Source organism: Pseudomonas sp. RIT-PI-a (genome assembly GCF_001187875.1).
Lineage (GTDB): Bacteria > Pseudomonadota > Gammaproteobacteria > Pseudomonadales > Pseudomonadaceae > Aquipseudomonas > Aquipseudomonas coleopterorum.
This window is the reverse complement of record NZ_LGIR01000013.1, coordinates 55,522-77,958: the sequence shown is the minus strand read 5'-3', so window position 1 is coordinate 77,958 and position 22,437 is coordinate 55,522. Positions and strand designations below refer to the sequence as shown.

At 62.7% G+C, this 22,437-nt stretch carries 24 protein-coding genes and 1 other RNA gene; 14 read left to right on the top strand and 11 right to left on the bottom strand.

Annotation, left to right across the window (positions count from 1 at the left end; translation table 11 throughout):
• Positions 1–193 precede the first annotated feature (193 nt).
• The gene (locus AC788_RS08835; RefSeq protein ID WP_049860294.1) at positions 194–868 is read left to right on the top strand and encodes a gamma-glutamylcyclotransferase; all 675 of its coding nucleotides are present in this window, start codon (positions 194–196) and stop codon (positions 866–868) included.
• A gap of 18 nt (positions 869–886) precedes the next feature.
• On the opposite strand, the gene glpT is transcribed toward AC788_RS08835, so the two are convergent.
• Positions 887–2,233, bottom strand: coding sequence for a glycerol-3-phosphate transporter (gene glpT / locus AC788_RS08830; RefSeq protein ID WP_049860293.1), 1,347 nt, complete (start codon positions 2,231–2,233; stop codon positions 887–889).
• A gap of 283 nt (positions 2,234–2,516) precedes the next feature.
• Here glpT and AC788_RS08825 point away from each other — a divergent pair, with 283 nt between their 5' ends.
• Positions 2,517–2,933, top strand: a complete 417-nt coding sequence (locus tag AC788_RS08825) for a flagellar basal body-associated protein FliL (protein WP_049860292.1) — start codon at positions 2,517–2,519, stop codon at positions 2,931–2,933.
• 68 nt (positions 2,934–3,001) lie between these two features.
• Here AC788_RS08825 and AC788_RS08820 read toward each other — a convergent pair whose 3' ends face one another.
• The 6 genes from AC788_RS08820 to AC788_RS08805 form a co-directional block, all read right to left on the bottom strand.
• On the bottom strand, positions 3,002–3,451 hold the full coding sequence (locus AC788_RS08820) for an EVE domain-containing protein (protein WP_049860291.1): 450 nt from the start codon (positions 3,449–3,451) through the stop codon (positions 3,002–3,004).
• Between the two features lie 12 nt (positions 3,452–3,463).
• Complete coding sequence (locus AC788_RS21790; protein WP_162531777.1) at positions 3,464–3,679, bottom strand: hypothetical protein; 216 nt, start codon at positions 3,677–3,679, stop codon at positions 3,464–3,466.
• 163 nt (positions 3,680–3,842) lie between these two features.
• Positions 3,843–4,460: a 5-formyltetrahydrofolate cyclo-ligase gene (locus AC788_RS08815; RefSeq protein ID WP_049860290.1), complete on the bottom strand. Its 618-nt coding sequence runs from the start codon at positions 4,458–4,460 to the stop codon at positions 3,843–3,845.
• Positions 4,461–4,561: 101 nt separating this feature from the next.
• Positions 4,562–4,739, bottom strand: a non-coding RNA gene (gene ssrS, locus AC788_RS21290) — 6S RNA.
• Positions 4,740–4,769: 30 nt separating this feature from the next.
• The gene (locus tag AC788_RS08810; RefSeq protein ID WP_049860289.1) at positions 4,770–5,087 is read right to left on the bottom strand and encodes a cell division protein ZapA; all 318 of its coding nucleotides are present in this window, start codon (positions 5,085–5,087) and stop codon (positions 4,770–4,772) included.
• Entirely contained in the window at positions 5,084–5,293 is a 210-nt protein-coding gene (locus AC788_RS08805; protein ID WP_043193782.1) for a TIGR02449 family protein, read from the bottom strand. The genes AC788_RS08810 and AC788_RS08805 overlap by 4 nt, the downstream gene beginning before the upstream one ends.
• A 163-nt stretch (positions 5,294–5,456) precedes the next feature.
• On the opposite strand from AC788_RS08805, the gene AC788_RS08800 reads away from it, so the two are divergent.
• The 8 genes from AC788_RS08800 to gcvH all read left to right on the top strand — a co-directional run bounded on the left by AC788_RS08800 (position 5,457) and on the right by gcvH (position 14,431).
• Positions 5,457–6,014, top strand: a complete 558-nt coding sequence (locus tag AC788_RS08800; RefSeq protein WP_049860288.1) for a YecA/YgfB family protein — start codon at positions 5,457–5,459, stop codon at positions 6,012–6,014.
• Positions 6,015–6,040: 26 nt separating this feature from the next.
• The gene (pepP, locus tag AC788_RS08795; protein ID WP_049860287.1) at positions 6,041–7,372 is read left to right on the top strand and encodes a Xaa-Pro aminopeptidase; all 1,332 of its coding nucleotides are present in this window, start codon (positions 6,041–6,043) and stop codon (positions 7,370–7,372) included.
• On the top strand, positions 7,369–8,565 hold the full coding sequence (gene ubiH, locus AC788_RS08790; protein ID WP_049860286.1) for a 2-octaprenyl-6-methoxyphenyl hydroxylase: 1,197 nt from the start codon (positions 7,369–7,371) through the stop codon (positions 8,563–8,565). The genes pepP and ubiH overlap by 4 nt, the downstream gene beginning before the upstream one ends.
• A 23-nt stretch (positions 8,566–8,588) precedes the next feature.
• On the top strand, positions 8,589–9,806 hold the full coding sequence (locus AC788_RS08785; protein ID WP_161804296.1) for a 2-octaprenyl-3-methyl-6-methoxy-1,4-benzoquinol hydroxylase: 1,218 nt from the start codon (positions 8,589–8,591) through the stop codon (positions 9,804–9,806).
• Positions 9,807–9,926: 120 nt separating this feature from the next.
• A complete protein-coding gene (locus AC788_RS08780; RefSeq protein ID WP_049860284.1) occupies positions 9,927–10,928 on the top strand; it encodes an extracellular solute-binding protein in 1,002 nt (333 codons plus the stop codon).
• Positions 10,929–11,126: 198 nt separating this feature from the next.
• The gene (locus AC788_RS08775; RefSeq protein WP_049860283.1) at positions 11,127–12,752 is read left to right on the top strand and encodes an ABC transporter permease; all 1,626 of its coding nucleotides are present in this window, start codon (positions 11,127–11,129) and stop codon (positions 12,750–12,752) included.
• A gap of 168 nt (positions 12,753–12,920) precedes the next feature.
• Positions 12,921–14,003 carry a glycine cleavage system aminomethyltransferase GcvT gene (gene gcvT, locus AC788_RS08770; RefSeq protein WP_049860282.1) on the top strand — a complete coding sequence of 361 codons (1,083 nt, stop codon included), beginning with the start codon at positions 12,921–12,923 and terminating at the stop codon, positions 14,001–14,003.
• A 44-nt stretch (positions 14,004–14,047) separates the two neighbouring features.
• Positions 14,048–14,431: a glycine cleavage system protein GcvH gene (gene gcvH / locus AC788_RS08765; RefSeq protein WP_049860281.1), complete on the top strand. Its 384-nt coding sequence runs from the start codon at positions 14,048–14,050 to the stop codon at positions 14,429–14,431.
• A 36-nt stretch (positions 14,432–14,467) separates the two neighbouring features.
• On the opposite strand, the gene tauD is transcribed toward gcvH, so the two are convergent.
• From tauD to tauA, 4 genes are read right to left on the bottom strand one after another with little or no spacing between them, the layout of a single operon-like run.
• Positions 14,468–15,301: a taurine dioxygenase gene (gene tauD, locus AC788_RS08760; protein WP_049860280.1), complete on the bottom strand. Its 834-nt coding sequence runs from the start codon at positions 15,299–15,301 to the stop codon at positions 14,468–14,470.
• A gap of 31 nt (positions 15,302–15,332) precedes the next feature.
• On the bottom strand, positions 15,333–16,163 hold the full coding sequence (tauC, locus tag AC788_RS08755; protein ID WP_049860279.1) for a taurine ABC transporter permease TauC: 831 nt from the start codon (positions 16,161–16,163) through the stop codon (positions 15,333–15,335).
• Positions 16,160–16,996 (bottom strand): taurine ABC transporter ATP-binding subunit, encoded by an 837-nt coding sequence (gene tauB / locus AC788_RS08750; RefSeq protein WP_049860278.1) that lies wholly within the window; start codon positions 16,994–16,996, stop codon positions 16,160–16,162. Before tauB ends, tauC begins: the two co-directional genes overlap by 4 nt.
• Positions 16,997–17,024: 28 nt before the next feature.
• On the bottom strand, positions 17,025–17,945 hold the full coding sequence (gene tauA / locus AC788_RS08745; RefSeq protein ID WP_442965538.1) for a taurine ABC transporter substrate-binding protein: 921 nt from the start codon (positions 17,943–17,945) through the stop codon (positions 17,025–17,027).
• 475 nt (positions 17,946–18,420) lie between these two features.
• Between tauA and AC788_RS08740 the strand changes: the two genes are divergently transcribed.
• The 4 genes from AC788_RS08740 (at position 18,421) to AC788_RS08725 (ending at position 22,436) form a co-directional block, all read left to right on the top strand.
• Positions 18,421–19,761, top strand: coding sequence for an OprD family porin (locus tag AC788_RS08740; protein ID WP_049860276.1), 1,341 nt, complete (start codon positions 18,421–18,423; stop codon positions 19,759–19,761).
• A gap of 152 nt (positions 19,762–19,913) precedes the next feature.
• Positions 19,914–20,552, top strand: coding sequence for a peroxiredoxin (locus AC788_RS08735; RefSeq protein WP_049860275.1), 639 nt, complete (start codon positions 19,914–19,916; stop codon positions 20,550–20,552).
• Between the two features lie 243 nt (positions 20,553–20,795).
• Positions 20,796–21,389: an NADPH-dependent FMN reductase gene (gene ssuE / locus AC788_RS08730; protein ID WP_049860274.1), complete on the top strand. Its 594-nt coding sequence runs from the start codon at positions 20,796–20,798 to the stop codon at positions 21,387–21,389.
• Between the two features lie 81 nt (positions 21,390–21,470).
• On the top strand, positions 21,471–22,436 hold the full coding sequence (locus tag AC788_RS08725; RefSeq protein ID WP_049860273.1) for a sulfonate ABC transporter substrate-binding protein: 966 nt from the start codon (positions 21,471–21,473) through the stop codon (positions 22,434–22,436).
• Position 22,437: the final 1 nt, after the last annotated feature.

The following is a 22,437-nucleotide window of genomic DNA, read 5'->3' as shown; positions in this document are numbered from 1 at the left end:
CGAATACGACGCCGTGTAATCGTGCACGGAGTTTTGTGCCTGTACCGCTTTGGTGCTTATAACCAATCCATTTGAAGTTGATTATAAGCGCTTGTATTTATTGACCAATCTGCCATACGGTAGGGGCGCGACAGTTGCAATGCGTTAGAGTAAGCGTTCATTGCAATCTTACGGGGATAACAGGCGACTGCTTATGTCGGTACTCGAAACTGCGCACTTGAATGTGGTCTATCCACCGTCGCTCGATCTCGGGCCGCAACTGACCCACGAGCAACTTCTTCACTCACTGAATACGACGATGCGACGTCATCGTGGCGGTCCGGTCTGGCTGTTCGCCTACGGCTCGCTCATCTGGCGGCCTGAGTGCAGCGCTGCAGAGCGGCGCCGCGCTCGAGTCCATGGCTATCACCGGGGTCTGTACCTGTGGTCCCACGAGCACCGAGGCACGCCCGAGCGGCCGGGCCTGGTGTTCGGTCTTGACCGTGGCGGCTCCTGCGCCGGGTTCGCCTACCGCCTGCCGCAGGAAAATCTCGAAGACTCGCTTTTGGCGCTTTGGCAGCGTGAAATGCCCTATCCCTCCTACCGCCCGCACTGGCTCAACTGCCGTCTGGAAGACGGCACCAAAGTACAGGCGTTGGGTTTCGTGCTGGAGCGGCATTTGCCCAGCTATGCCGGCAACCTGCCCGACAACCTGCTGACACAGATTCTGGACAGTGCCAGTGGGCGCTTCGGCAGCACTCGTGATTACGTCGAGCAGACCGTCAGTGCCCTGCGCAATCACGCAATGCCGGACAAGAACCTGGAAGCCAGGCTCAAGCGTTGCCATCAGGGCAGCTGCACTCAGGCTTCGCAGCAATTCCTGCCCTGACGGCGTAGCCTGGGTCAATCAGGCATGGCGCTCGGCGCTGGCCACCTGCTTGTGCCAGAGCGTGGGGATCAGGAAGACGATTGCCAGCAGGCAGGCGCCGATCAGCAGGACGAAACCACCGTCCCAGCCGAAGTGATCCACGGTGTAGCCCATCGCGGCGCTGGCGGCGACCGAGCCACCCAGGTAGCCGAACAGCCCGGTGAAGCCGGCGGCGGTACCTGCCGCTTTCTTCGGTGCCAATTCCAGGGCCTGCAGGCCGATCAGCATCACCGGGCCGTAGATCAGGAAGCCGATCGAGAACAGCGCAATCATGTCCACGGTCGGGTTGCCTGGTGGGTTGAGCCAGTACACCAGAGTGGCAACGGTCACCAGGGCCATGAACACCACGCCGGTCAGCCCGCGATTGCCGCGGAAGATCTTGTCCGACATCCAGCCGCACAGCAACGTGCCGGGAATGCCGGCCCACTCATAGAAGAAGTACGCCCATGAGGTGGTGTCTACGGTGAAGTGCTTGGCTTCCTTGAGGTAGGTCGGCGCCCAGTCCAGTACGCCATAGCGCAGCAGGTAGACGAACACGTTGGCCAGGGCGATGTACCACAGCATCTTGTTGCGCAGCACGTACTTGACGAAGATTTCCTTGGCGGTGAATTCTTCTTCGTGGCTGGCATCGTAGCCTTCCGGGTAATCGTTCTTGTACTGCTCGATCGGCGGCAGGCCTACCGATTGCGGCGTGTCGCGCATGGTCGCGAAGGCGAACAGGGCCACCAGCAACGCCACCGCGGCAGGCACGTAGAATGCCGCATGCCAATCGTTGAACAGGCCCATGCCGAGCAGGAACAGCGGGCCGATCAGGCCACCGCCGACGTTGTGCGCCACGTTCCACACCGACACCACGCCGCCACGCTCCTTCTGCGACCACCAGTGCACCATGGTTCGCCCACTGGGCGGCCAGCCCATGCCCTGGGCCCAACCGTTGATGAACAGCAATATGAACATCATGGTGACGCTGGACGTTGCCCAGGGTGCGAAGCCGAATACGAACATCACGCCGGCCGAGATCAGCAGACCGAACGGCAGGAAGTAGCGCGGGTTGGAGCGGTCGGAGACGATCCCCATGAGGAACTTCGACAGGCCGTAGGAAATGGCGATGGCAGACATCGCCAGACCCAGCTGGCCACGGGTGTAGCCTTGCTCTTCGATCAAATAGGGCATGGCCAGCGAGAAGTTCTTGCGCAGCAGGTAATAACCGGCATAACCGATGAATATCCCGGCGAAGATCTGCCAGCGAAGGCGGCGGTAGGTGCTGTCTATCTTTTCATCGGGCAGGGCGGCGCGATGAGGGGCGGGGCGGAAGAAGGCGAACATGCACAAGCTCCATTTATTGTTATTTGCTGCGGATTCGAATGTTACAGTTTCATTACCGAAAACAAAATCGATTACCGCCCAGTGGAGTGCGCGAAAATGTTGCAATGCGAACTCAAACGGTTCAGTTCTGCTCGTCATGTGGTTTCGTTTGGTGGAAGAACCGTTTCAGCTCTTCGGATTCGTATGAGCTATTGAATTGTCCATGCTGGCCGATACAGACAGGTAACAGCGCTGGCCGGCATGACAGCCTCGGCCAGGACACGACCTTGCGGAGAAATGAAAGATGAAAGCCTGGGTATCCATAGTGCTGGCGTTGGTCCTGCCAACCGCCGTGATGGCCAATGAGGCGGCCAAAGAAGGTGAGAATGCCGCGCCCAAGGTGGCCTATATCGGCATGACCCCACCGTTCGTGGGCAACTACGCCCTCGATGGCGGCCCCAAGCTGCACGTGTACAAGGCAGACATCGCCTTGAAGGTGACCGGGGCGGAGGCGGAGGCTGCGGTGAAGCGCCAGGATCCGCTCTTGCGCAATCAACTGGTGGCCTTGTTCGCGCAACAGACTTCCGACTCGATGAGCAATGTCGAGGGCAAGGAAAAGCTGCGCCAGGAAGCCCTCAAACAATTGCAGCAAGTGATGAACGACGAAGAGGGCAAGCCCATCGTGGAAGACTTGCTGTTCAATAACTTGATTGTGCAGTAACAGCGCAGACGGTCAGTCGGCACTTAAGCGACATCAATTTCAGAGTAGGCCACGGCCTATTCGAATGTTCAGCGCAACTGCATTACCAGCGCCCACTGCTCTGCCGTCACCGGCATCACCGAAAGGCGACTGCCTTTTTGCACCAGGGGCATTTCGGCCAGACCTGCTTGCTGCTTCAGATAACCAAGCCCGAGCACTTTGCCAAAGGTCTCGACGTGCGCGACGTCGACCGAGGTCCAAGGGTTCTTCTCGGCGCTGGCCTTGGCGTCGAAGTAGGGGCTGTCCGGGTCCAGAGCGGTGGGGTCTGGATAGTCGGCGGCCACGATTTTGCCTACACCGGCTATGCCAGGTTCGGGGCAGCTGGAGTGATAGAAGAAGAACTCATCGCCCACCGCCATGGTGCGCAGAAAATTGCGCGCCTGGTAGTTGCGCACACCGTCCCAGCGCGTCTGGCCAAGCGTGGCCAAGTCCTGGATGCACAGTTCGTCAGGTTCGGATTTCATCAGCCAGTAGGCCATGACAGGGGTTCCTCAGTGATACGAAATGGCCAGCTTTTTGGGGGTTGAAAAGTAGCCGACAATTGGTTGCGCACAAAGTTTGCTTGTCGTTGAAGCTTGCCCCAGAATGCGCGCAAATTTAAGCCAGGCGCTGCTGTTCGGCAGGCCAGAATACCGTTCCGTTGATTCTTGAATTGCCTTGTAGGGGGGCAGCGTCGATGCGCCGTAAGCCGGATTTGTTGTGGACATTGGTGATCTTGTTTGGTCTGGGTGTGGTCACCACCGGATACGCGCAGAGTCTGTGGGCGAGCAAGGCGGATACGGGTGTTGAGCTGACCGTGGTGCAGACTTCGGTAGTGAGCTCGCGGTAACGGCGGCGCGGCTTCGCGGCCACTGACCGCTCCAACAGGTTTCAAGTCAGATACCAAGCCCTGTCCGTGACCGTGCCCTGCAACGGTACATCCCAACTGGCCTGCGCCAGGCGCTCCACCTTCTGGCATTCATGGGCCAGCCCCAGCAGCACCGGGGCCTGCCAGACCGTGCGCCGAGCGCGATAGGCCAGGCTGCGGTCGTAGAAGCCGCCGCCCATGCCCAGGCGCCCCCCTTCGTCATCGAACCCCACCAGCGGCAGCAGGATCAGATCCAGCGCCCAGATGGTGCGTTGGCGGGCGCGCTGGATACGTGGCTCGGGGATGCCAAAGCGGTTGGGACGAAGCTTTTCGCCTCGGCGTACCTGCTGAAACACCATCTTGGTGCGCGGCCAATCGCTGAGCACCGGCAGGTAGGTCCGCTTGCCGCGCCGCTGGGCCTCGCGCAGCAAGGGCCGTGGGTCGATCTCGCCGTCGTTGGGCAGGTACAGCGCAATGTGCCGGGCACGCCGAAACAACGGGTGCTGAGCCAGTTGCCGATAGAGGCCCTGGGCAGCCTGACGCTGTTGTGCGGGGGTAAGGGCGCGACGCGCGGCACGCAGTTGGCGGCGCAATTGCTGACGAGACGGTTGTTGACGAGGCAGCGGCGCGGAGGCGGTCATGGGCGCGGTCGATCCTGATCACGGACGCCACCGGGGCTGTGCTGCCCAGCGACAAATGAAAAGCCCACGCCGAGTCGAGCTGGCATGGGCTGGAAATTCAGGTACTCCCCGACGAACCGCTGTCGGTGTAGCCCTTGAACCCGAAAGTTCAAGGTGGAGATCACAGGAGGTTTTAAGGCTTTCCGTCGAGCGGACATGCACACCAACCCCACGTGCAACCCCCGTGGTTGTGCGTATCGGCTCAGGGACATGACCGACTGGCAAGCACTCCAGGGAGTGGCGCCAGTATACAGAAAAGCTTTGCGGATTTCAGCCCTTGGGCGTTTCCGGATCGTTGGCAAGCACCAGATCCACGCGTTCGAGCAGATCACGGACCTGTTCGCGGGTGTTGTCATTGACCGGGAGCGCCGGTGTGTCCTGGCGGTGCAGCAGGTCGTGAGTGATGTTCAGCGCGGCCATGACAGCAATGCGGTCGGCACCGATCACCTTGCCGCTGCTGCGGATCTCGCGCATCTTGCCATCCAGGTAACGGGCGGCGTTGACCAGATTGCTGCGCTCCTGCGGCGGGCAGATGATCGAGTATTCCTTGTCCAGGATCTGAACGGTGACGCTATTGCTTGAACTCATGAGTCTTGCTCCAGGGCCTTGAGGCGCGAAATCATGGACTCGACCTTACGCCGGGCGATTTCATTCTTTTCGATGAGACTTGCGCGTTCCTCGCGCCAGGTCTTTTCCTGCGCTAATAGGAGTCCGTTTTGTCGTTTAAGTTGCTCGACTCGTCCGATCAATGATTCGAGTCGGCTCATCAGCGCTTGCAGGTCGTTGTGTTCCATGGAGTCCCGGTAGGTACGGTTGGAAAAAGTCGCCTGCCGCTGAACTGGCAGGTCCGGTGAAGATGAACACGTAGTTGGCCGCGTCGATAGTCTGGCGCGGTTGCCGGTGCTAGGATACAAGGCCTTCATTCTAGTCATTGCGCCGTCTGGCGCCTAGTTGCCCATGCCTATTCAGAATTCCCCCTATCACGCCTTCGCCACCCTGCTCAACAGCAGCGGCCACACCGTTTCGCCTGCCGAACTGCACGGCCTGTTGCTGGGGCGCAGTTGCGCCGGGGCCGGCTTCGAGGTCGAGCCATGGCTGGTCGATGCCGCCGACCTGCTCGGCGCACCCGCCGAAGACAATGTTCGCCAGGCCTTGATCGGCCTGCAGGAAATGGTCAAGGGCGAGCTCACCAGCGACGACATGACCGTGGTACTGCTGGTCCCCAGCGACGAGTCGCCGTTGCCCGAGCGGGCTGCCGCCCTGGGCGAATGGTGCCAGGGTTTCCTGGCCGGTTTCGGTCTGACCGCACGCGACACGGCGTTGAGCACCGAAGCCATGGAAGTGCTGCAGGATCTGGCCGCCATCGCCCAGGTGCAGGACGCGCTGGAAGAGTCAGAAGACGGCGAGACCGACTACATGGAAGTCATGGAATACCTGCGGGTCGCGCCGCTGCTGCTCTACACCGAGTCGGCCAAGCACCCGACCGCGGCCAGCGCCAAGCCGTCGCTGCACTGACCTGACCCCGGAGCCTGCGCCTGCCCATGAGCCACATCCCGAAATCGGAATATGCCCGCCGCCGCAAGGCACTGATGGCGCAGATGGTGCCCAACAGCATCGCCATTCTGCCCGCGGCCGCGGTGGCCGTCCGCAATCGCGACGTGGAGCACGTCTACCGCCAGGACAGCGATTTCCAGTACCTGAGCGGCTTTCCCGAGCCCGAAGCGGTGATCGCCTTGATTCCGGGGCGCGAGCATGGCGAGTACGTGCTGTTCTGCCGCGAGCGCAATCCGGAGCGCGAGCTGTGGGACGGGTTGCGGGCCGGGCAGGAGGGGGCGGTGCGCGATTTCGGCGCCGATGACGCCTTTCCCATCAGCGATATCGACGACATCCTGCCCGGCCTGATCGAGGGACGCGACCGCGTCTACTCCTCGATCGGCAGCCACCCGGAGTTCGACCGGCATCTGATGGACTGGATCAACAGCATCCGCTCCAAGGCGCGCCTGGGTGCCCAGCCGCCCAATGAATTCGAAGCGCTGGACCACCTGCTGCACGACATGCGTCTGTACAAGTCGGCGGCCGAGATCAAGGTCATGCGCCGGGCCGCCGATATTTCTGCGCGTGCCCATGTCCGCGCCATGCAGGCCTGCCGCGCCGGGCTGCACGAGTACAGCCTGGAAGCCGAGCTGGACTACGAGTTTCGCAAGGGCGGGGCGAAGATGCCGGCCTATGGCTCGATCGTGGCTGCGGGTCGCAACGCCTGCATCCTGCATTACCAGCAGAACGATGCGGTGCTGCGCGACGGCGACCTGGTGTTGATCGACGCCGGTTGCGAAATCGAATGCTATGCCAGCGACATCACCCGTACCTTCCCGGTGAGCGGTCGCTTTTCGCCCGAGCAGAAAGCCATCTACGAGCTGGTGCTCGAGGCGCAGCAGGCTGCCTTCGCTGCCATTGGTCCCGACAAGCACTGGAACCAGGCCCATGAAGCCACGGTCCAGGTCATAACCCAGGGGCTGGTGCGGCTGGGGCTGCTCAAGGGCGAGGTCGACGAGCTGATCGCCCGCGACGCGCACCGCGCGTTCTACATGCACCGCGCTGGCCACTGGCTGGGCCTGGATGTGCATGATGTCGGCGAGTACAAGGTCGGTGGCGAGTGGCGGGTGCTCGAACCCGGCATGACCCTGACCGTCGAGCCCGGCATCTACATCGCGCCCGACAACCTCAGCGTTGCGAAGAAGTGGCGGGGTATTGGCGTACGAATCGAGGACGATGTAGTGGTGACCAAGAAAGGCTGCGAGATTCTTACCGGGGCGGTGCCCAAGTCGGTCGCTGATATCGAGGCGCTGATGGCGACCGCGCGGGCCGAGGCATGAGCCGCTTCAATCTGGCCATCATCGGTGGCGGACTGGTCGGCGCGAGCCTGGCCCTGGCCTTGCAGGCCGGTGCCAAGGCTCGCGGTTGGAACATCGTCCTGATCGAGCGCTTCGCTCCCGGCGACGCCTACCAGCCCAGCTATGATGCGCGCTCTTCAGCGTTGTCCTACGGCACCCGGCAGATCTATGAGCGCCTGGGCTTGTGGCCGGCGATCAGCCAGCGTGCCGAAGCGATTCGTCAGATCCATGTGTCCGACCGCGGTCGCTTCGGCACCGCGCGGCTTCGCGCCGATGACGAAGGCGTACCGGCCTTGGGCTATGTGGTGGAGAACGCCTGGCTGGGCCAGTGCCTGTGGCAGGCGCTTGACCAAGAGGTGGTGAGCTGGCGCTGTCCGGCGGAAGTCACCGGCACCCAGGCCTTGGCCGACGGTTACGCATTGACCTTGAACGACGGCACTCAGGTGCAGTGCGACCTGGCCGTGCTGGCCGACGGTGGTCGTTCCGAGCTGCGCGAACAGTTGGGCATTGCCGTGCAGCACACGCGCTACGATCAAGACGCCCTGATCGCCAACATCACCCCCGGCAATCCGCATCAGGGGCAGGCGTTCGAGCGCTTCACCGATGATGGGCCGATGGCCTTGCTGCCGTTGCCCGACAACCGTTGCGCACTCATCTGGACCCGTACGCCCGCCGATATCCGCCGCCTGCAGGGGTTGTCCGATCATGCGTTTCTGCAGGAGCTGCAGGGGGTGTTCGGCTACCGCCTGGGTACGCTGCAGCGCGTGGGCGCCCGACATGTCTATCCGTTGTCGCTGGTACGGGCCGAGGAGCAGGTGCGTTCCAATCTGGTGGTCCTGGGGAACGCGGCGCATGCCTTGCACCCCATTGCCGGACAGGGTTTCAACCTGTCGATGCGCGACGTGCAGGCACTGGCCGATGCCTTGCTCGCCAGCACTGGCCATGTGGGCGAGCTGTCGCTGCTGCGTGGCTATGAGCAACGCCAGCGCCTGGATCAGAACCTGACCGTGGGCTTTTCGGACCAGCTGACGCGTTTGTTCGCGACACCCGATCCATGGGTCGCGGTGGGCCGCAATCTGGGCCTGCTGGGGCTCGATCTGCTGCCGCCGGCCAAGCGCTGGTTCGCACGCCAGGCCATGGGCCTGGGCACTCGGTCGGACATCAAAGGGCAATGAATACAGTGACCCACACCAACGAATTGCGCGCCGACCTGGTCATCGTCGGCGCTGGCATGGTCGGTAGCGCCCTGGCGCTCGCCCTGCGCGACAGCGGCCTGGACATGCTGCTCATCGACGGCGGGCCGCTGACCGGCAAGCCTTTCGACGCACTGGCACCCTTCGAAGCGCGGGTCAGTGCACTGTCCATGGCCAGCCAGCGCATCCTTCAGCGCCTGGGCGCCTGGGATGGTATCCAGGCGCGGCGTGCCAACCCCTATCGACACATGAGCGTGTGGGACGGCAGCGGCACCGGGCAGATCAACTTTTCCGCCGCCAGCGTGCATGCCGACACTCTGGGGCATATCGTCGAGAACCGCGTGGTTCAGGACGCCTTGCTCGAACGCCTGCAGGACAGCGGAATCCGGCTGCTGGCCAATGCGCGACTGGAGCAGTTGCGCCATTCGGGTGACGATCGTCTGTTGACCCTCGCCGGCGGTCAGACCGTACGCACCCCGCTGGTGATCGCCGCGGATGGCGCGCATTCGGCAGTGCGCCGGCTGGCAGGCTGCGAGACTCGCGAATGGGACTACCTGCACCACGCCATCGTCACCAGCGTGCAGTGCAGCGAGGGCCATCGCGATACGGCCTGGCAACGCTTCACCGACGAGGGCCCGCTGGCCTTTCTGCCCTTGCAACGCGGTGATGGCAAGCATTGGTGCTCGATCGTCTGGTCGACCACGCCGGAGCAGTCCGAACGCCTGATGGCCTTGGACGACGCGGCTTTCTGCCGAGCGCTGGGCCAAGCCTTCGAGGGACGTCTGGGGGAGGTCATCGCTGCCGATCCTCGCTTGTGCGTCCCGTTGCGTCAGCGACATGCCAAGCGCTACGTGGAAACCGGTCTGGCACTGATCGGCGATGCCGCGCACACCATCCATCCGCTGGCCGGGCAGGGGGTCAACCTGGGCCTGCTCGACGCGGCGGTGCTGGCCGAAGAACTGATCCATGCCTGGCAGCGAGGTGAGCGGCTGGCGGGCCTGCCGGTGCTGACGCGCTACGAGCGCCGACGCATGCCACACAACCTGGCACTGATGGCGGCCATGGAAGGCTTCGAACGCCTGTTCCAGGCCGACCCGCTGCCGCTGCGCTGGTTGCGCAACACCGGCTTGAAGTGGGTTGAGCGAGTGCCGGAAGCCAAGGGGTTGTTCGTCCGCCAGGCGCTGGGCCTGACCGGCGATCTACCCGAGCTGGCGCGCCCCTGAGACAGCCGTATGCCTGCGCCTGCCCGCAACATTTGGTAACGGCTGGGCCCCGAGTTCGGTTGAGAAGGTAAATGTGATTCACTACCATTTCGGCCTCACTCCAACGGCAAGGTTTCCCTCATGATGGTGCGCAAACGTCTTCTCGCTGCACTGGCGCTCTGCCTGCTGGGTGGTAACGCCCACGCTGCCGATGAAGTGGTCGTCTATTCGTCGCGCATCGACGAGCTGATCAAGCCGGTTTTCGACGCCTACACCGCGAAAACTGGGGTCAAGGTCAAGTTCATCACCGACAAGGAAGCGCCGTTGATGCAGCGCATCAAGGCCGAAGGGCAGAACGCCACGGCTGACCTGCTGCTCACCGTCGATGCCGGCAACCTGTGGCAAGCCGAGCAGATGGGCATCCTGCAGCCCATCCAGTCCACCGTCATCGACGGCAACATTCCCCCGCAATACCGTGCCGCGTCCCACCAGTGGACCGGCCTGAGCCTGCGTGCGCGGACCATCGCCTACGCCAGCGAGCGCGTCAAACCGCAGGAGCTGAGCACCTACGAGGCGCTGGCCGACAAGCAATGGGAAGGACGCCTGTGCCTGCGGACGGCGAAGAAGGTGTACAACCAGTCCCTGACCGCCACCTTGATCGAGACCCATGGCGCGGAGAAGACCGAGCAGATTCTCAAGGGCTGGGTGAACAACCTGTCCACCGACGTGTTCTCCGATGACATCGCGGTGCTGCAGGCCATCGATGCCGGGCAGTGCGATGTGGGTATCGTCAACAGCTACTACTATGGCCGCCTGCACAAGCAGCAACCGGACCTGGGTGTGAAGCTGTTCTGGCCGAACCAGGGCGATCGTGGTGTTCATGTGAACCTGTCGGGCATTGGCCTGAACAAGTATGCGCCGCACCCTCAGGCGGCCATCGCCTTGGTCGAGTGGATGACCGGGCCGCAGGCGCAGGCAATCTTCGCCGGGGTGAACCAGGAGTTTCCAGCCAACCCAGCGGTGGCTCCCTCTGCGGAAGTCGCCAGTTGGGGCGAGTTCAAGGCCGACACCCTCCCCGTGGAAGTGGCAGGCAAGCGTCAGGCCGAGGCGATCCGGTTGATGGACCGTGCCGGGTGGAACTGAGCTGATATCGGTGGTGCCGCCTTCGCGGGCAGAGACCCGCTCCCACACGGAAAGCACAAAAGCACCTGTTCTTCTGTGGGAGCGGGTCTCTGCCCGCGAACGGCGCACCACCGTACATGCTGACACAGCGCAGTAAGCTCTCCACAGGAGTGGCTGTCGTTGAGAAAGCCCGCAATCTGAAAACCTCGAGTGATTCCATTGTCCTCTTCCGTCCAACGCCGTTGGTATCCGCTGGTCTTGGCCGTGGTCGGGCTCGTGCTCTTGCCGCTGAGTGTGCTGGCGCTGTCCTGGCAAAGCATCGACCTGCAGATCTGGTCCCATTTGTGGGACACGCAGATGCCGCGGCTGCTGGGCAACACACTGACTCTTGTGGTGGGCGTAGGTACGGGTGTGACGGTGATCGGCGTTAGCCTGGCGTGGCTCACCAGCCTGTGTGAATTCCCCGGGCGGCGCTGGCTCGACTGGGCGCTGATGCTGCCGTTTGCCATCCCTGCCTATGTGCTTGCCTTCGTGTTCGTAGGGCTGCTGGATTTTGCCGGCCCCGTGCAGAGCCTGCTGCGCGAGTGGTTCGGCAACGGCCTGCGCCTGCCGCGGGTGCGTTCCACGGGCGGAGTCATCATCGTGCTGGTGCTGGTGTTCTACCCCTACGTCTATCTGCTGGCACGGACCGCGTTCCTGGCCCAGGGCAAGGGTTTGATGGAGGCGGCGCGCATGCTTGGCCAATCACCCTGGCAGGCCTTCTGGCGGGTCGCCCTGCCGGTGGCCCGGCCCGCCATCGGTGCCGGTGTGGCCTTGGCATTGATGGAAACCCTGGCGGATTTCGGCGCCGTGGCAGTGTTCAATTTCGATACGTTCACCACCGCCATCTACAAGACCTGGTACGGCTTCTTCAGCCTTTCCAGCGCGGCGCAGTTGGCCAGCCTGTTGTTGCTGGCCGTGATGCTGGTGCTCTATGGCGAGCGTCGCGCCCGCGGCCAGGATCATGCGGCCAGCGAGCGCCCGCGCGGGCAGGCGCTGTATCGGCTGAGCGGATTCAAGGCATGGCTGGCCAGTGGCTGGTGCGCGCTGGTGTTCGCCTGCGCCTTTGTCGTGCCCATGGTGCAGTTGGTCGCATGGTGCTGGCAGCGCGGACGCTTCGACCTCGACGAACGCTATCGTGAGCTGATCCTGCATACCCTGTACCTGGGCGCCATGGCCGCGCTGATCACCGTCGCGGTGGCGTTGTTGCTGGCGTTCGCGCGGCGTCAAGCGCCCACGCCGGGCATTCGCGCCGGTGTGGCGATCGCGAACCTGGGCTATGCCCTGCCGGGATCGGTGCTGGCGGTGTCGCTGATGCTGGCTTTCAGTTTTCTCGACCGCGAACTGGTGGTGCCAGTGTCCACCTGGCTGAGCGGCGCCGGTCGGCCGTTGCTGCTTGGCAGTGTGGCGGCGCTGCTGGTCGCCTACCTGGTCCGCTTCATCGCGGTGGCCTACGGGCCCCTGGAAAGCAGCCTGGCACGCATTCGCCCATCCCTGCCCGAAGCATCGCGCAGCTTGGGTGTGGGCGGTGCGCGGCTGTTCTTCAAGGTCTACCTGCCACTGCTGCTGCCTGGCACGCTCAGCGCAGCGCTGCTGGTGTTCGTCGACACGTTGAAGGAGATGCCGGCCACTTTGCTGATGCGTCCGTTCGGCTGGGATACGCTCGCGGTGCGCGTCTTCGAAATGACCAGCGAAGGCGAGTGGGCTCGTGCTTCGCTGCCGGCCCTGACTCTGGTGCTGGTCGGCTTGCTGCCGGTCATCGGGCTGATTCGACGTTCGGCGCGCCAGCTGGGTCGAACTCACTGATCCAAGCTTCAGGTATCACCACCGCAACCTTGTCGCTACGGATATCACCACCGCGACCTTGTCGCGTCGGATGTCATCACGCGACCTTGTCGCTACAATGCGCCGCATCCGGCGCAGGCACCAAGGACAATCCGCCTGCGCTTTCGCCACGCCCGGAAGGAGAAACCCATGGGACAGCGTACGCCTCTGTATGACCTGCATCTTGCCCTCGGCGCAAAGCTGGTCGATTTTGGCGGTTGGGACATGCCTCTGCATTACGGCTCGCAAGTCGAAGAGCATCATCAGGTACGTCGCGACTGCGGCGTCTTCGACGTGTCGCATGTGACCGTGATCGATATCCACGGGCCGGATGCCCGGGCGTTCCTGCAACACCTGCTGAGCAACGATGTGGGCAACCTGACCGCAATCGGCCAGGCCTTGTACAGCGCCATGCTCAATGAGCAGGGCGGAGTGGTCGATGATCTGATCGCCTACCTCACCGAGGATGGCTATCGCCTGGTGGTCAATGCCGCCACCCGCGACAAGGACCTGGCTTGGCTGAGCACTCACTCCGATGGGTTCGATGTGCAGTGGCGCGAGCGTCCTGAGTTGGCGCTGCTGGCGGTGCAAGGGCCCGAGGCGCGGCGCAAGGTCGCCGATCTGTTGGGCAGCCAGCGCCGCGAATTGCTGCTGCGCTTAGAGCCCTTCGAAGGGCGCCACCAGGGCGACTGGTTCATTGCTCGCACCGGCTATACGGGTGAAGACGGCATCGAAATCGTCTTGCCTGCGGCCCAGGCCGCCGACTTCTTCAACGAATTGATCGGCGCCGGCATTTCGCCCATCGGCCTGGGTGCGCGCGATACGCTGCGTCTGGAAGCAGGCATGAATCTGTATGGCCAGGACATGGACGAGGCGAACTCGCCATTGGCGTCGAACATGGCCGGCAGCGTGGCGTGGCAACCGATCTCGCGGGCCTTCATCGGGCGTGAGGCGCTGGAGCGCGAGCGGTCAGTCGGGCCGGCGATGAAACTGGTCGGCTTGGTGCTCGAGGAGCGCGGCGTGCTGCGCGCGCATCAGGTGGTGCGGATTGCCGGAGTTGGCGAAGGGGAGATCACCAGTGGTAGTTTCTCACCTACGCTGAGCAAGTCGATTGCACTGGCGCGTGTACCCATGGCGACCGCTGACCGTGCGGAAGTCGAGATACGCGGCAAATGGTACCCGGTACGGGTGGTCAAGCCGACCTTCGTCCGGCATGGTAGCACCCTGATCTGAATCGTATGGCGGGCTGGCCGCTGACCCTTGTTGAGGACAATGATATGAGCGATATCCCTGCTGAACTCCGTTTTGCCGAAAGCCACGAGTGGGCGCGCCTGGAAGCTGATGGCACGGTGACCGTAGGCATCAGCGACCACGCCCAGGAAGCCTTGGGTGACGTGGTGTTCATCGAGCTGCCGGAAGTCGGCAAGGTGTTCGCCGCTGGTGATCAAGCCGGTGTGGTGGAGTCGGTGAAAGCGGCGTCCGATATCTACTCGCCGGTAGGCGGTGAAGTGATCGCCATCAACGAGGCACTCGCCGACGCTCCCGAGAGCGTCAACGGCGAACCCTACGGCGCTTGGTTCTTCAAGCTCAAGCCTAGCACTGCCGGTGAATTGGACAAGCTGCTCGATGCCGCAGGCTACAAGGCCGCCATCGGCGAATGATGGTCAGCGGGGGCGGCCATTGCCACCCCCGCCCGTTCAGAACGGTCGATCCCCCAATATCGTCGCACGATGCATCACGCGTCGCTGCGGTCGGTAGTCGTCGATCGCGTAATGCTGGGTCACGCGGTTGTCCCAGAATGCCACATCCCCTTGACGCCATTGCCAGCGCACACAGAACTCCGGTCGCGTGGCGTGGGCGAACAGCAAGTCGAGCAGCGCCCGACTCTCCGCCGCCGACAGCTCGTTGATACGGGTGGTGAAGCCATCATTGACGAACAATGCCTTGCGCCCGCTGACCGGATGGGTCCGCACCACCGGGTGCGACAGCGGTGGATGCTGCTGCCGGGTCTGCTCCCAGCGTGCCAGGGCCTGGGCATCGTTGCCGAAGCGTTCGAGCGGAAACGACTTGGCGAAATCATGGGTGGCGGTCAGGCCGTCGAGCAAGGTCTGCAACGGTGCGGACAAGGCCTCGAACGCGGCTATGCCGTTGGCCCAGCAGGTGTCGCCGCCAAAGGGCGGTACCTGTTGGGCCGTCAGTATCGCGCCCATTGCCGGTTCCGCGAGAAAGGTGACATCGGTGTGCCAGATGGCATTGTCGCGCACATCGGTCACGGCGGTGTCGAGCACCAGCACTTCGGGTTGCCCCGGCACGCTGGGGTAGATCGGATGGATATGCAGGTCACCGAACTGGTGCGCCAGCCGGGCCTGCTGGGCCGGCGTCAGTGGCTGGTCGCGCCAGAACAAGACCTGGTGGGCGAGCAGCGCGGCGTCGATCTCGCGTTGCTGCGCCGGGGTCAGCTCGCGACTCAGGTCGACGCCTGCGATGACCGCGCCGATGGTGGGGCTCAAGGGGGTGATGTGCAGAGTCATGTTGGTCAGCTCTGTTGGTGAAATCGGTGATTCAGTGGCTCTGGCCGTGCCAGGGCACCAGCCGTCGTTGCAGGGCGCGCAAGCCCATTTCCAGGCCAAAGGCGATCAGCGCGATCACCAGGATGCCCAGTACCACCACATCGGTGACCAGAAACTGCGCGGCCGACTGCACCATGAAACCCAGGCCGCTGGTGGCGGCAATCAACTCGGCGGCGACCAGGGTCGACCAACCGACGCCCAGGCCGATGCGGATACCGGTGAGGATCTCCGGCAGGGCGCTGGGCACGATCACATGACGAATCAGCTGCGCCCGTGTGGCACCCAGCGACTGCGCAGCGCGCAGCCGGGCCGGATCGACGTTGCGCACACCGGTGGCCGTGGCGATGGCGATCGGAGCGAAGATCGCCAGGTAGATCAGCAGCACCTTCGAGGTCTCGCCGATACCGCACCAGATCACAATGAGCGGCAGGTAGGCCAGCGGTGGAATGGGCCGATAGAACTCGATCAATGGGTCGAGGATGCCTTGGGCAATGCGGTTGTGGCCGATGGCGATGCCCACCGGGATGGCGAACAAAACGGCAAAGACCAGGGCCAGGCCGATGCGCCCCAGGCTGGCACCCAGGTGCTGCCACAAGGTTGCGTCCATGTAGCCTTGGGTTGCCAGCAGCCAGGCTTTGTCCAGCACGGCACCCGGCGATGGCAGGAACAGCGGTTCGATCAATTCGCTGGCGGTGACCGCCCACCAGAGCAGCAGCACGCCGGCCAGGGTCAGTGTGCTGATGGCTCGCGTACTCAGACGCCAGGGTCGGCGCGCAGCGGGCTTGCGCGTGCGGTCGATGGCTTCGGTCGGATAGTGGCTCATGCCAGTGCCTCGCGTGCAGTGGGGCCCTGTGGAGAAACACGCTGGGCGAACTCTCGTTGTGCAGATTCTCGTTGTGCAAATACCTGAGCCAGGACGTGCTCGCGGGTCTCGATGAATCGGGGGGCGGACTTGATCGCCCGGGCGCTCTCGCCTGCGGCGTAGCGCTGGCCGAAATCCAGGCTCAGACGCTCCTCGACATGCCCCGGATTGGGTGCGAGCAGAATCAGGTCGGTGGCCAGAAACACCGCTTCTTCGATGTCATGGGTGATCAGAAATACCGGCTTGGCGGTCCGTTGCCAGACCTGCAGCAGCAGTTCCTGCATCTGCTCCCGCGTGAACGCATCCAATGCGCCAAAGGGTTCGTCCATCAACAGCACCTGCGGATCGGCCGCCAGCGCTCGGGCCAGACCCACGCGTTGCCGCTGACCACCGGAGAGCTGCCACACCTGCCGCTCGGCGAAACCGGCCAGATCGACCAGCGCGAGCATTTCACGCGCCCGCGCTTCACGCTGCGGCCGGGCGATGCCCGCCAGTTGCAGACCGAAGGCGACATTGGCCAGCACGTCCTGCCAAGGCAGCAGGGCGTCATCCTGAAACACCACGCCACGGTCCGCCCCCGGACCTTTTACCGCGACCCCGTCCAGGGTGATGCGGCCACTGCTGGGCGGCACGAAACCGGCGATCAGGTTCAGCAAGGAGGTCTTGCCGCTGCCCGAGGGACCCAGCGCCACGCACAGTTGCTGTGGGCCCAGGCTCAGGGAGATGTCCTGCAACACCGGCTGCGCAGCGCCCGGGTAGTGGGCGCCGATACGGTCGAGAATCAATTGGGCCACGGTCGTACTCCGTTGGGCGTGCGCGGGATCACTGAACGAACTTGGCGCTGACGTAAGGCGTGTAATCGGGCAGCACGGCTTCCAGCTTGCCCTGTTCCTTGAGGAACTCGGCCGTCTTGGCCACTGCCTTGGCAGTACCGCCACCCAGCAGCGCGTCCGAAGCCTGGGCCTCGGCGTCGGGGTAGGTGGAGCCGGCGAGCAGGTCGGGAACATCCGCGGCATTGGCGCCTGTCAGCTTGGCGATCTTGCGCACCGGCTCGGAGTCGGCGGTCCACTGCGCCTGGTTTTTCGCGTAGTCGGCAAACGAATCCAGGGTGACCTTGGCGAATTTGGCGATCACTTCAGGATGCTTCTCGGCGTAATCCTTGCGCGCCACCCAGACTTCGAAGGTCGGTGCGCCCCATTGGCCGACCTGCGCGGCATCGGTCAAGGTCTTGCCACTTTTGCGGATCTCGCCCAACGCCGGCGACCAGACGAAAGCGCCATCGATGTCGCCACGCTTCCAGGCGGCGGCGATTTCAGCGGGCTGAAGATTGACCACCTTGACCTTGCCCTCCAGGCCCCAGTGCTTCAGCGCGCCGAGCAGGCTGTAGTGGGACGTGGAAACGAAGGGCGTGGCGATGGTTTTGCCCACCAGTTGCTGGGGGTTGTCGATACCGCTGCCGTTGCGCACTACCAAGGCTTCAGCGGAATTGATCTGCGCCGAAACAATGAAAGCGACGATGGGGAGTTTGCGTGAAGTCGCAGCCGCCAGCGGACTCGACCCCAGGTTGCCGATCTGCACATCGCCGGAGGCGACGGCCGTGACCACTTCCGGACCGCTGTTGAAGCGGCGCCAGTCGATCTTCTCGCCAATGGCCTTTTCATAGACGCCATCGGCCTGGGGCACCTTGCTGGGGTCGATGCCGGTCTGGTAACCAACGGTCAGCGGCGCGGCCTGGATACCCATGGCCAGGCCGGTCAGGGCCAAAGTGGTGAACAGTTTTCGTGCGAAGCGCTGCTTGGCCATGGGTGGTTGCCTTTTGCAAGAGTCAGGGGCGGTGAGTTTCCAGCACCCGCTGTTGGCGAGCGCAAAGTAAGGAGCTGGAATCAGGGAACGAGAAGGAATCTAAACGATATAAGAAACGGCTTTGAAATACCGTTTGGGAATTAGCTTATGTTTGATAACTGGATTGAACTTTTTTGTTTGGAAGGTTGTAGCTGTTATGCGATTAAATTCTAAAAAAACTTGAAACAATTCTTTTTGGTTTTGTGAAAATTTCGTTAATCTCGGCACCCAGAGTTTGGCTTAGACCAAGGTCTCGAATCGGCTTGTAAACATTGACTAACTGGTCACGCTTTAGCGCTAATCGCGCATCGGCGGACAAGGGGCGCCAGACCCCGACCAAAGACACCACAAAAATTAGAAACCAGAGGAGCATCACATGTACAAGCAGTCGCTCGCCGTAGCCATCGCGCTCGCCAGCATCTCCACCAGCGTTTACGCCGCCGATCCGGCACCCTCGGGTTTCCTCGAAGCCAGCAAGGCAACGCTGAGCTCGCGGACCATGTACTTCCGCAACGATACCCGTGAAGGCACAGCGAACGATCAGGAAGAATCGGCTCAAGGCTTCCTCTTCAACTTCATCTCTGGCTACACCCCCGGCACCGTCGGCTTCGGTCTGGACGTACAGGCCATGACCGGTATCCACCTGGACGGCGGCCGCGGTCACCACCCGAACAACAACAGCTTCTTCCCGAGCGACACCGATGGCTCGGCCGAGAAGACCTGGTCGCGTCTGGGCGCGAACGGCAAGGTCAAGTTCGCCAAGTCCGAACTCAAGGTGGGTAGCGCACTGCAGCCCAACCTGCCGATCCTGGTGTCCAACGATGGTCGCCTGCTGCCTGCTACCTACCAGGGCGGTATCCTGACCTCCAAGGACCTGGACAACTTCACCTTCACCGTTGGTCGACTGAACAAGTCCGCGGGTCGTGCTACCAGTAACTACTCGGGTCTGGGCGTCGGCGGTGCCACTCAAGACACCAACAACTTCCAGTTCGCCGGTGTGGACTGGAAAGCCACCAAGGACCTGACTCTGCAGGTCTACCACGCGCAACTGGAAGACTTCTACAAGCAGACCTTCCTGGGCGCCGTGCACGTGTTGCCACTGGGTGAAGATCAGTCGTTCAAGACCGACCTGCGCTACTTCGACAGCCGCTCCGACGGCAAGAACGGTGACGTTGGCTACCGCTTCAACAACAACAGCGGCTACGCCAAGACCCCAGGTGAAATCGACAACAAGACCTGGAGTGCCATCTTCACTTACAGCATCGCTGGTCACGCGTTCCTCGCTGGCTACCAGCAAGTGGGCGATGACGGTGGCATGCCGTTCATCAACAACGGCAGCGTGGTCGATGGCAACGGTCGCAACGAAGGCAACGGCGGTTCCAGCGTCTACCTGTTCACCGACAGTATGGTCAACTCGTTCACCCGTGCTGGCGAGAACACCACGTTCGCCCAGTACTCCTACGACTTCAGCCGTGTCGGCGTACCGGGCCTGAAGGCTTCGATCGCCTACCTGCATGCCGATGACATCAAGGCAGCCGGTACCGGTGATTCGGACAACTCCGAGTGGGAACGCGACATGCGCGTCGACTACGTGATCCAGAGCGGTCTGCTGAAGAACTTCGGCGCCACCCTGCGTAACGGTACCTACCGCAGCGACGTGGGCACCAACACCGATCAGACCCGTCTGATCTTCAACTACACGTACGCTTTCAAGTAATACGTGCCGTTGGAAAAAGCCCGCCTCGTGCGGGCTTTTTCGTTTGTGGCGCAGCGTTATTCCAGATTCGCCTAGCACCAGCACCATCCATTCTTTTTGTTTCCTGTCCGCTCGGTGCACAGTCATGCGCACAACAGTCCAGGAGCAGCACCATGACCATTCGACTCGGCGACATCGCCCCCGACTTCCAGCAGGAATCCAGCCAGGGCAGCATCAGTTTTCATCAGTGGCTGGGTGATCAGTGGGGCGTGCTGTTTTCGCACCCGGCCGACTTCACACCTGTCTGCACCACCGAGCTGGGCTTTACCGCCAAGTTGGCCGACGAGTTTGCCAAGCGCAACGTCAAGGCCATCGCCTTGTCGGTGGATCCGGTCGAGTCCCACCAGCGCTGGATCGGCGACATCGACGAGACCCAAGGTACTACGGTGAATTTTCCGATCTTGGCCGATGCCGACCGCAAGGTGTCCGAGCTTTACGACCTCATCCACCCCAATGCCAACGACACCCTGACCGTGCGCTCGCTGTTCGTCATCGATCCGAACAAGAAGGTCCGGTTGACCATCACCTATCCGGCCAGTACCGGGCGCAATTTCCACGAGATCCTGCGGGTGATCGATTCGCTGCAACTCACGGACAACCACAAGGTGGCGACTCCGGCCAACTGGCAGGACGGTGACGATGTGGTGATCGTGCCTTCGCTCAAGGATGAAGAAGAGATCAAGCAGCGCTTTCCGAAGGGCTACAAGGCGGTGAAGCCATACCTGCGCCTGACCCCACAGCCCAACCGCTGAGCACCTGCCCTGTAGCAGCGGTGCAAGCCGCGTCCGGCATTTTGCGGTGCGTCAGATGTACCACGTTTACAGCCGACGCGGCTTGCGCCGCTGCTACAGGGGCGCAGTGATGTAGATATGTCTTTATCGAATAACCAAATGAATAAATATGATTTAAAGATATAAATCCTGCCTGTTACTGTTCCCTTCATTCCGGCGACTTCTCCAGAAGCGCTCCGACTTCGCTATTCAAGGATTTACCCCATGCTCGTCGTATCTCTGGGCGGCAGCCCAAGCGTGCGCTCGCGCTCCGGTGTACTGCTGGAACGCGGCAAGCAGTGGCTGCAGCGTAAAGGCGTCGAAGTGGTGACGTTCCAGGTACGGGACTTCCCGGCCGAAGACTTGCTGCACGCCCGTTTCGACAGCCCGCACGTACTGCATTTCATCGAGTTGGTCGGCAAGGCCGACGGCCTCATCGTGGCAACGCCGGTGTACAAGGCCTCGTTCTCCGGTGCGCTGAAGACGCTGCTGGACCTGCTCCCCGAGCGCGCCCTGAGCAACAAGGTGGTGCTGCCCGTCGCCACCGGCGGCAGCATCGCCCACATGCTGGCGGTGGACTACGCGCTCAAGCCCGTGCTGGCCTCGCTCAAGGCGCAGGAAATGCTTCAGGGCATCTTTGCCGACGACAGTCAGATCGCCTACGGCGAAGGCAGTGTCGCAGCCCAATTGGCACCGGCCCTCGAGCAGCGGCTGGAAAGCGCCCTGGAGGAATTCCACGCCTTCCTGCTGCGTCGACCCCAGACCCATGACCCGGCCTTGCTCACGCAAAGCCTGCGCAGTGCCCGCTGGAGCATCTGATTCGAACTGCCGTACCCACCTTACTCGCCCGCCAACGGGCAAGCAGGTGCAACCCAATTCCCTCTGCAAAAGGAGAGTGCCATGCGCACCCTGTTCTTGCGTCGTGGTGTGGTCGCACTGTTTGCTGCGGCTGTGTCGTTCGGCGCCATTACCCAGGCCCAGGCTGAAACCCTGCGCATCGGTTATCAGAAATACGGCACGCTGGTCCTGCTCAAGGCCAAGGGCACGCTGGAGAAGCGCCTGGCCGCCCAAGGCGTGGACGTCAAATGGACCGAGTTTCCCGGCGGGCCGCAACTGCTCGAAGGCCTCAACGTCGGCTCGATCGATTTCGGCGTGACCGGAGAAACCCCGCCGGTGTTCGCCCAGGCAGCCGGTGCCGATCTGCTGTACGTGGCCTACGAGCCACCGGCCCCGACCAGCGAAGCGATCCTGGTGCCCAAGGATTCGACCATCCGCTCGGTCAGTGAGCTCAAAGGCAAAAAGGTCGCGCTGAACAAGGGTTCCAACGTGCATTACCTGCTGGTGCGTGCGCTGGAAGAGGCGGGGCTCAAGTATTCCGACATCCAGACCGTCTACCTGCCGCCTTCCGACGCGCGTGCCGCCTTCGAGCGCGGCAGTGTCGATGCGTGGGTCATCTGGGACCCCTACCAGGCGGCCGCGGAGCAGCAGTTGCAGGCCCGCACCCTGCGGGACGGTCAAGGCATCGTCGACAACCTGCAGTTCTACCTCGCGACCAAGCCCTATGCCCAGAAGCACCCGGAGGTGATCACCGCCCTGGTCGAAGAAGTCCGCGCGGTGGGTGAATGGTCCAAGGCCCACCCCGAAGAAGTGACCGCCCAGGTCGCACCGCTGCTGGGCCTGCCGGCCGACATCACCCTGACCTCGGTGAAGCGCCAGGGTTACGGCGCGCAGTTTCTCAACCCGCAGACCGTTGCCGCGCAGCAGAAGATCGCCGACAGCTTCCATCAGCTCAAGCTGATCCCCAAGCCGCTGCGCATTCAGGATGTGATCTGGACACCGCCGGCCAGTGTAGCCAAGGCGCCGTGAA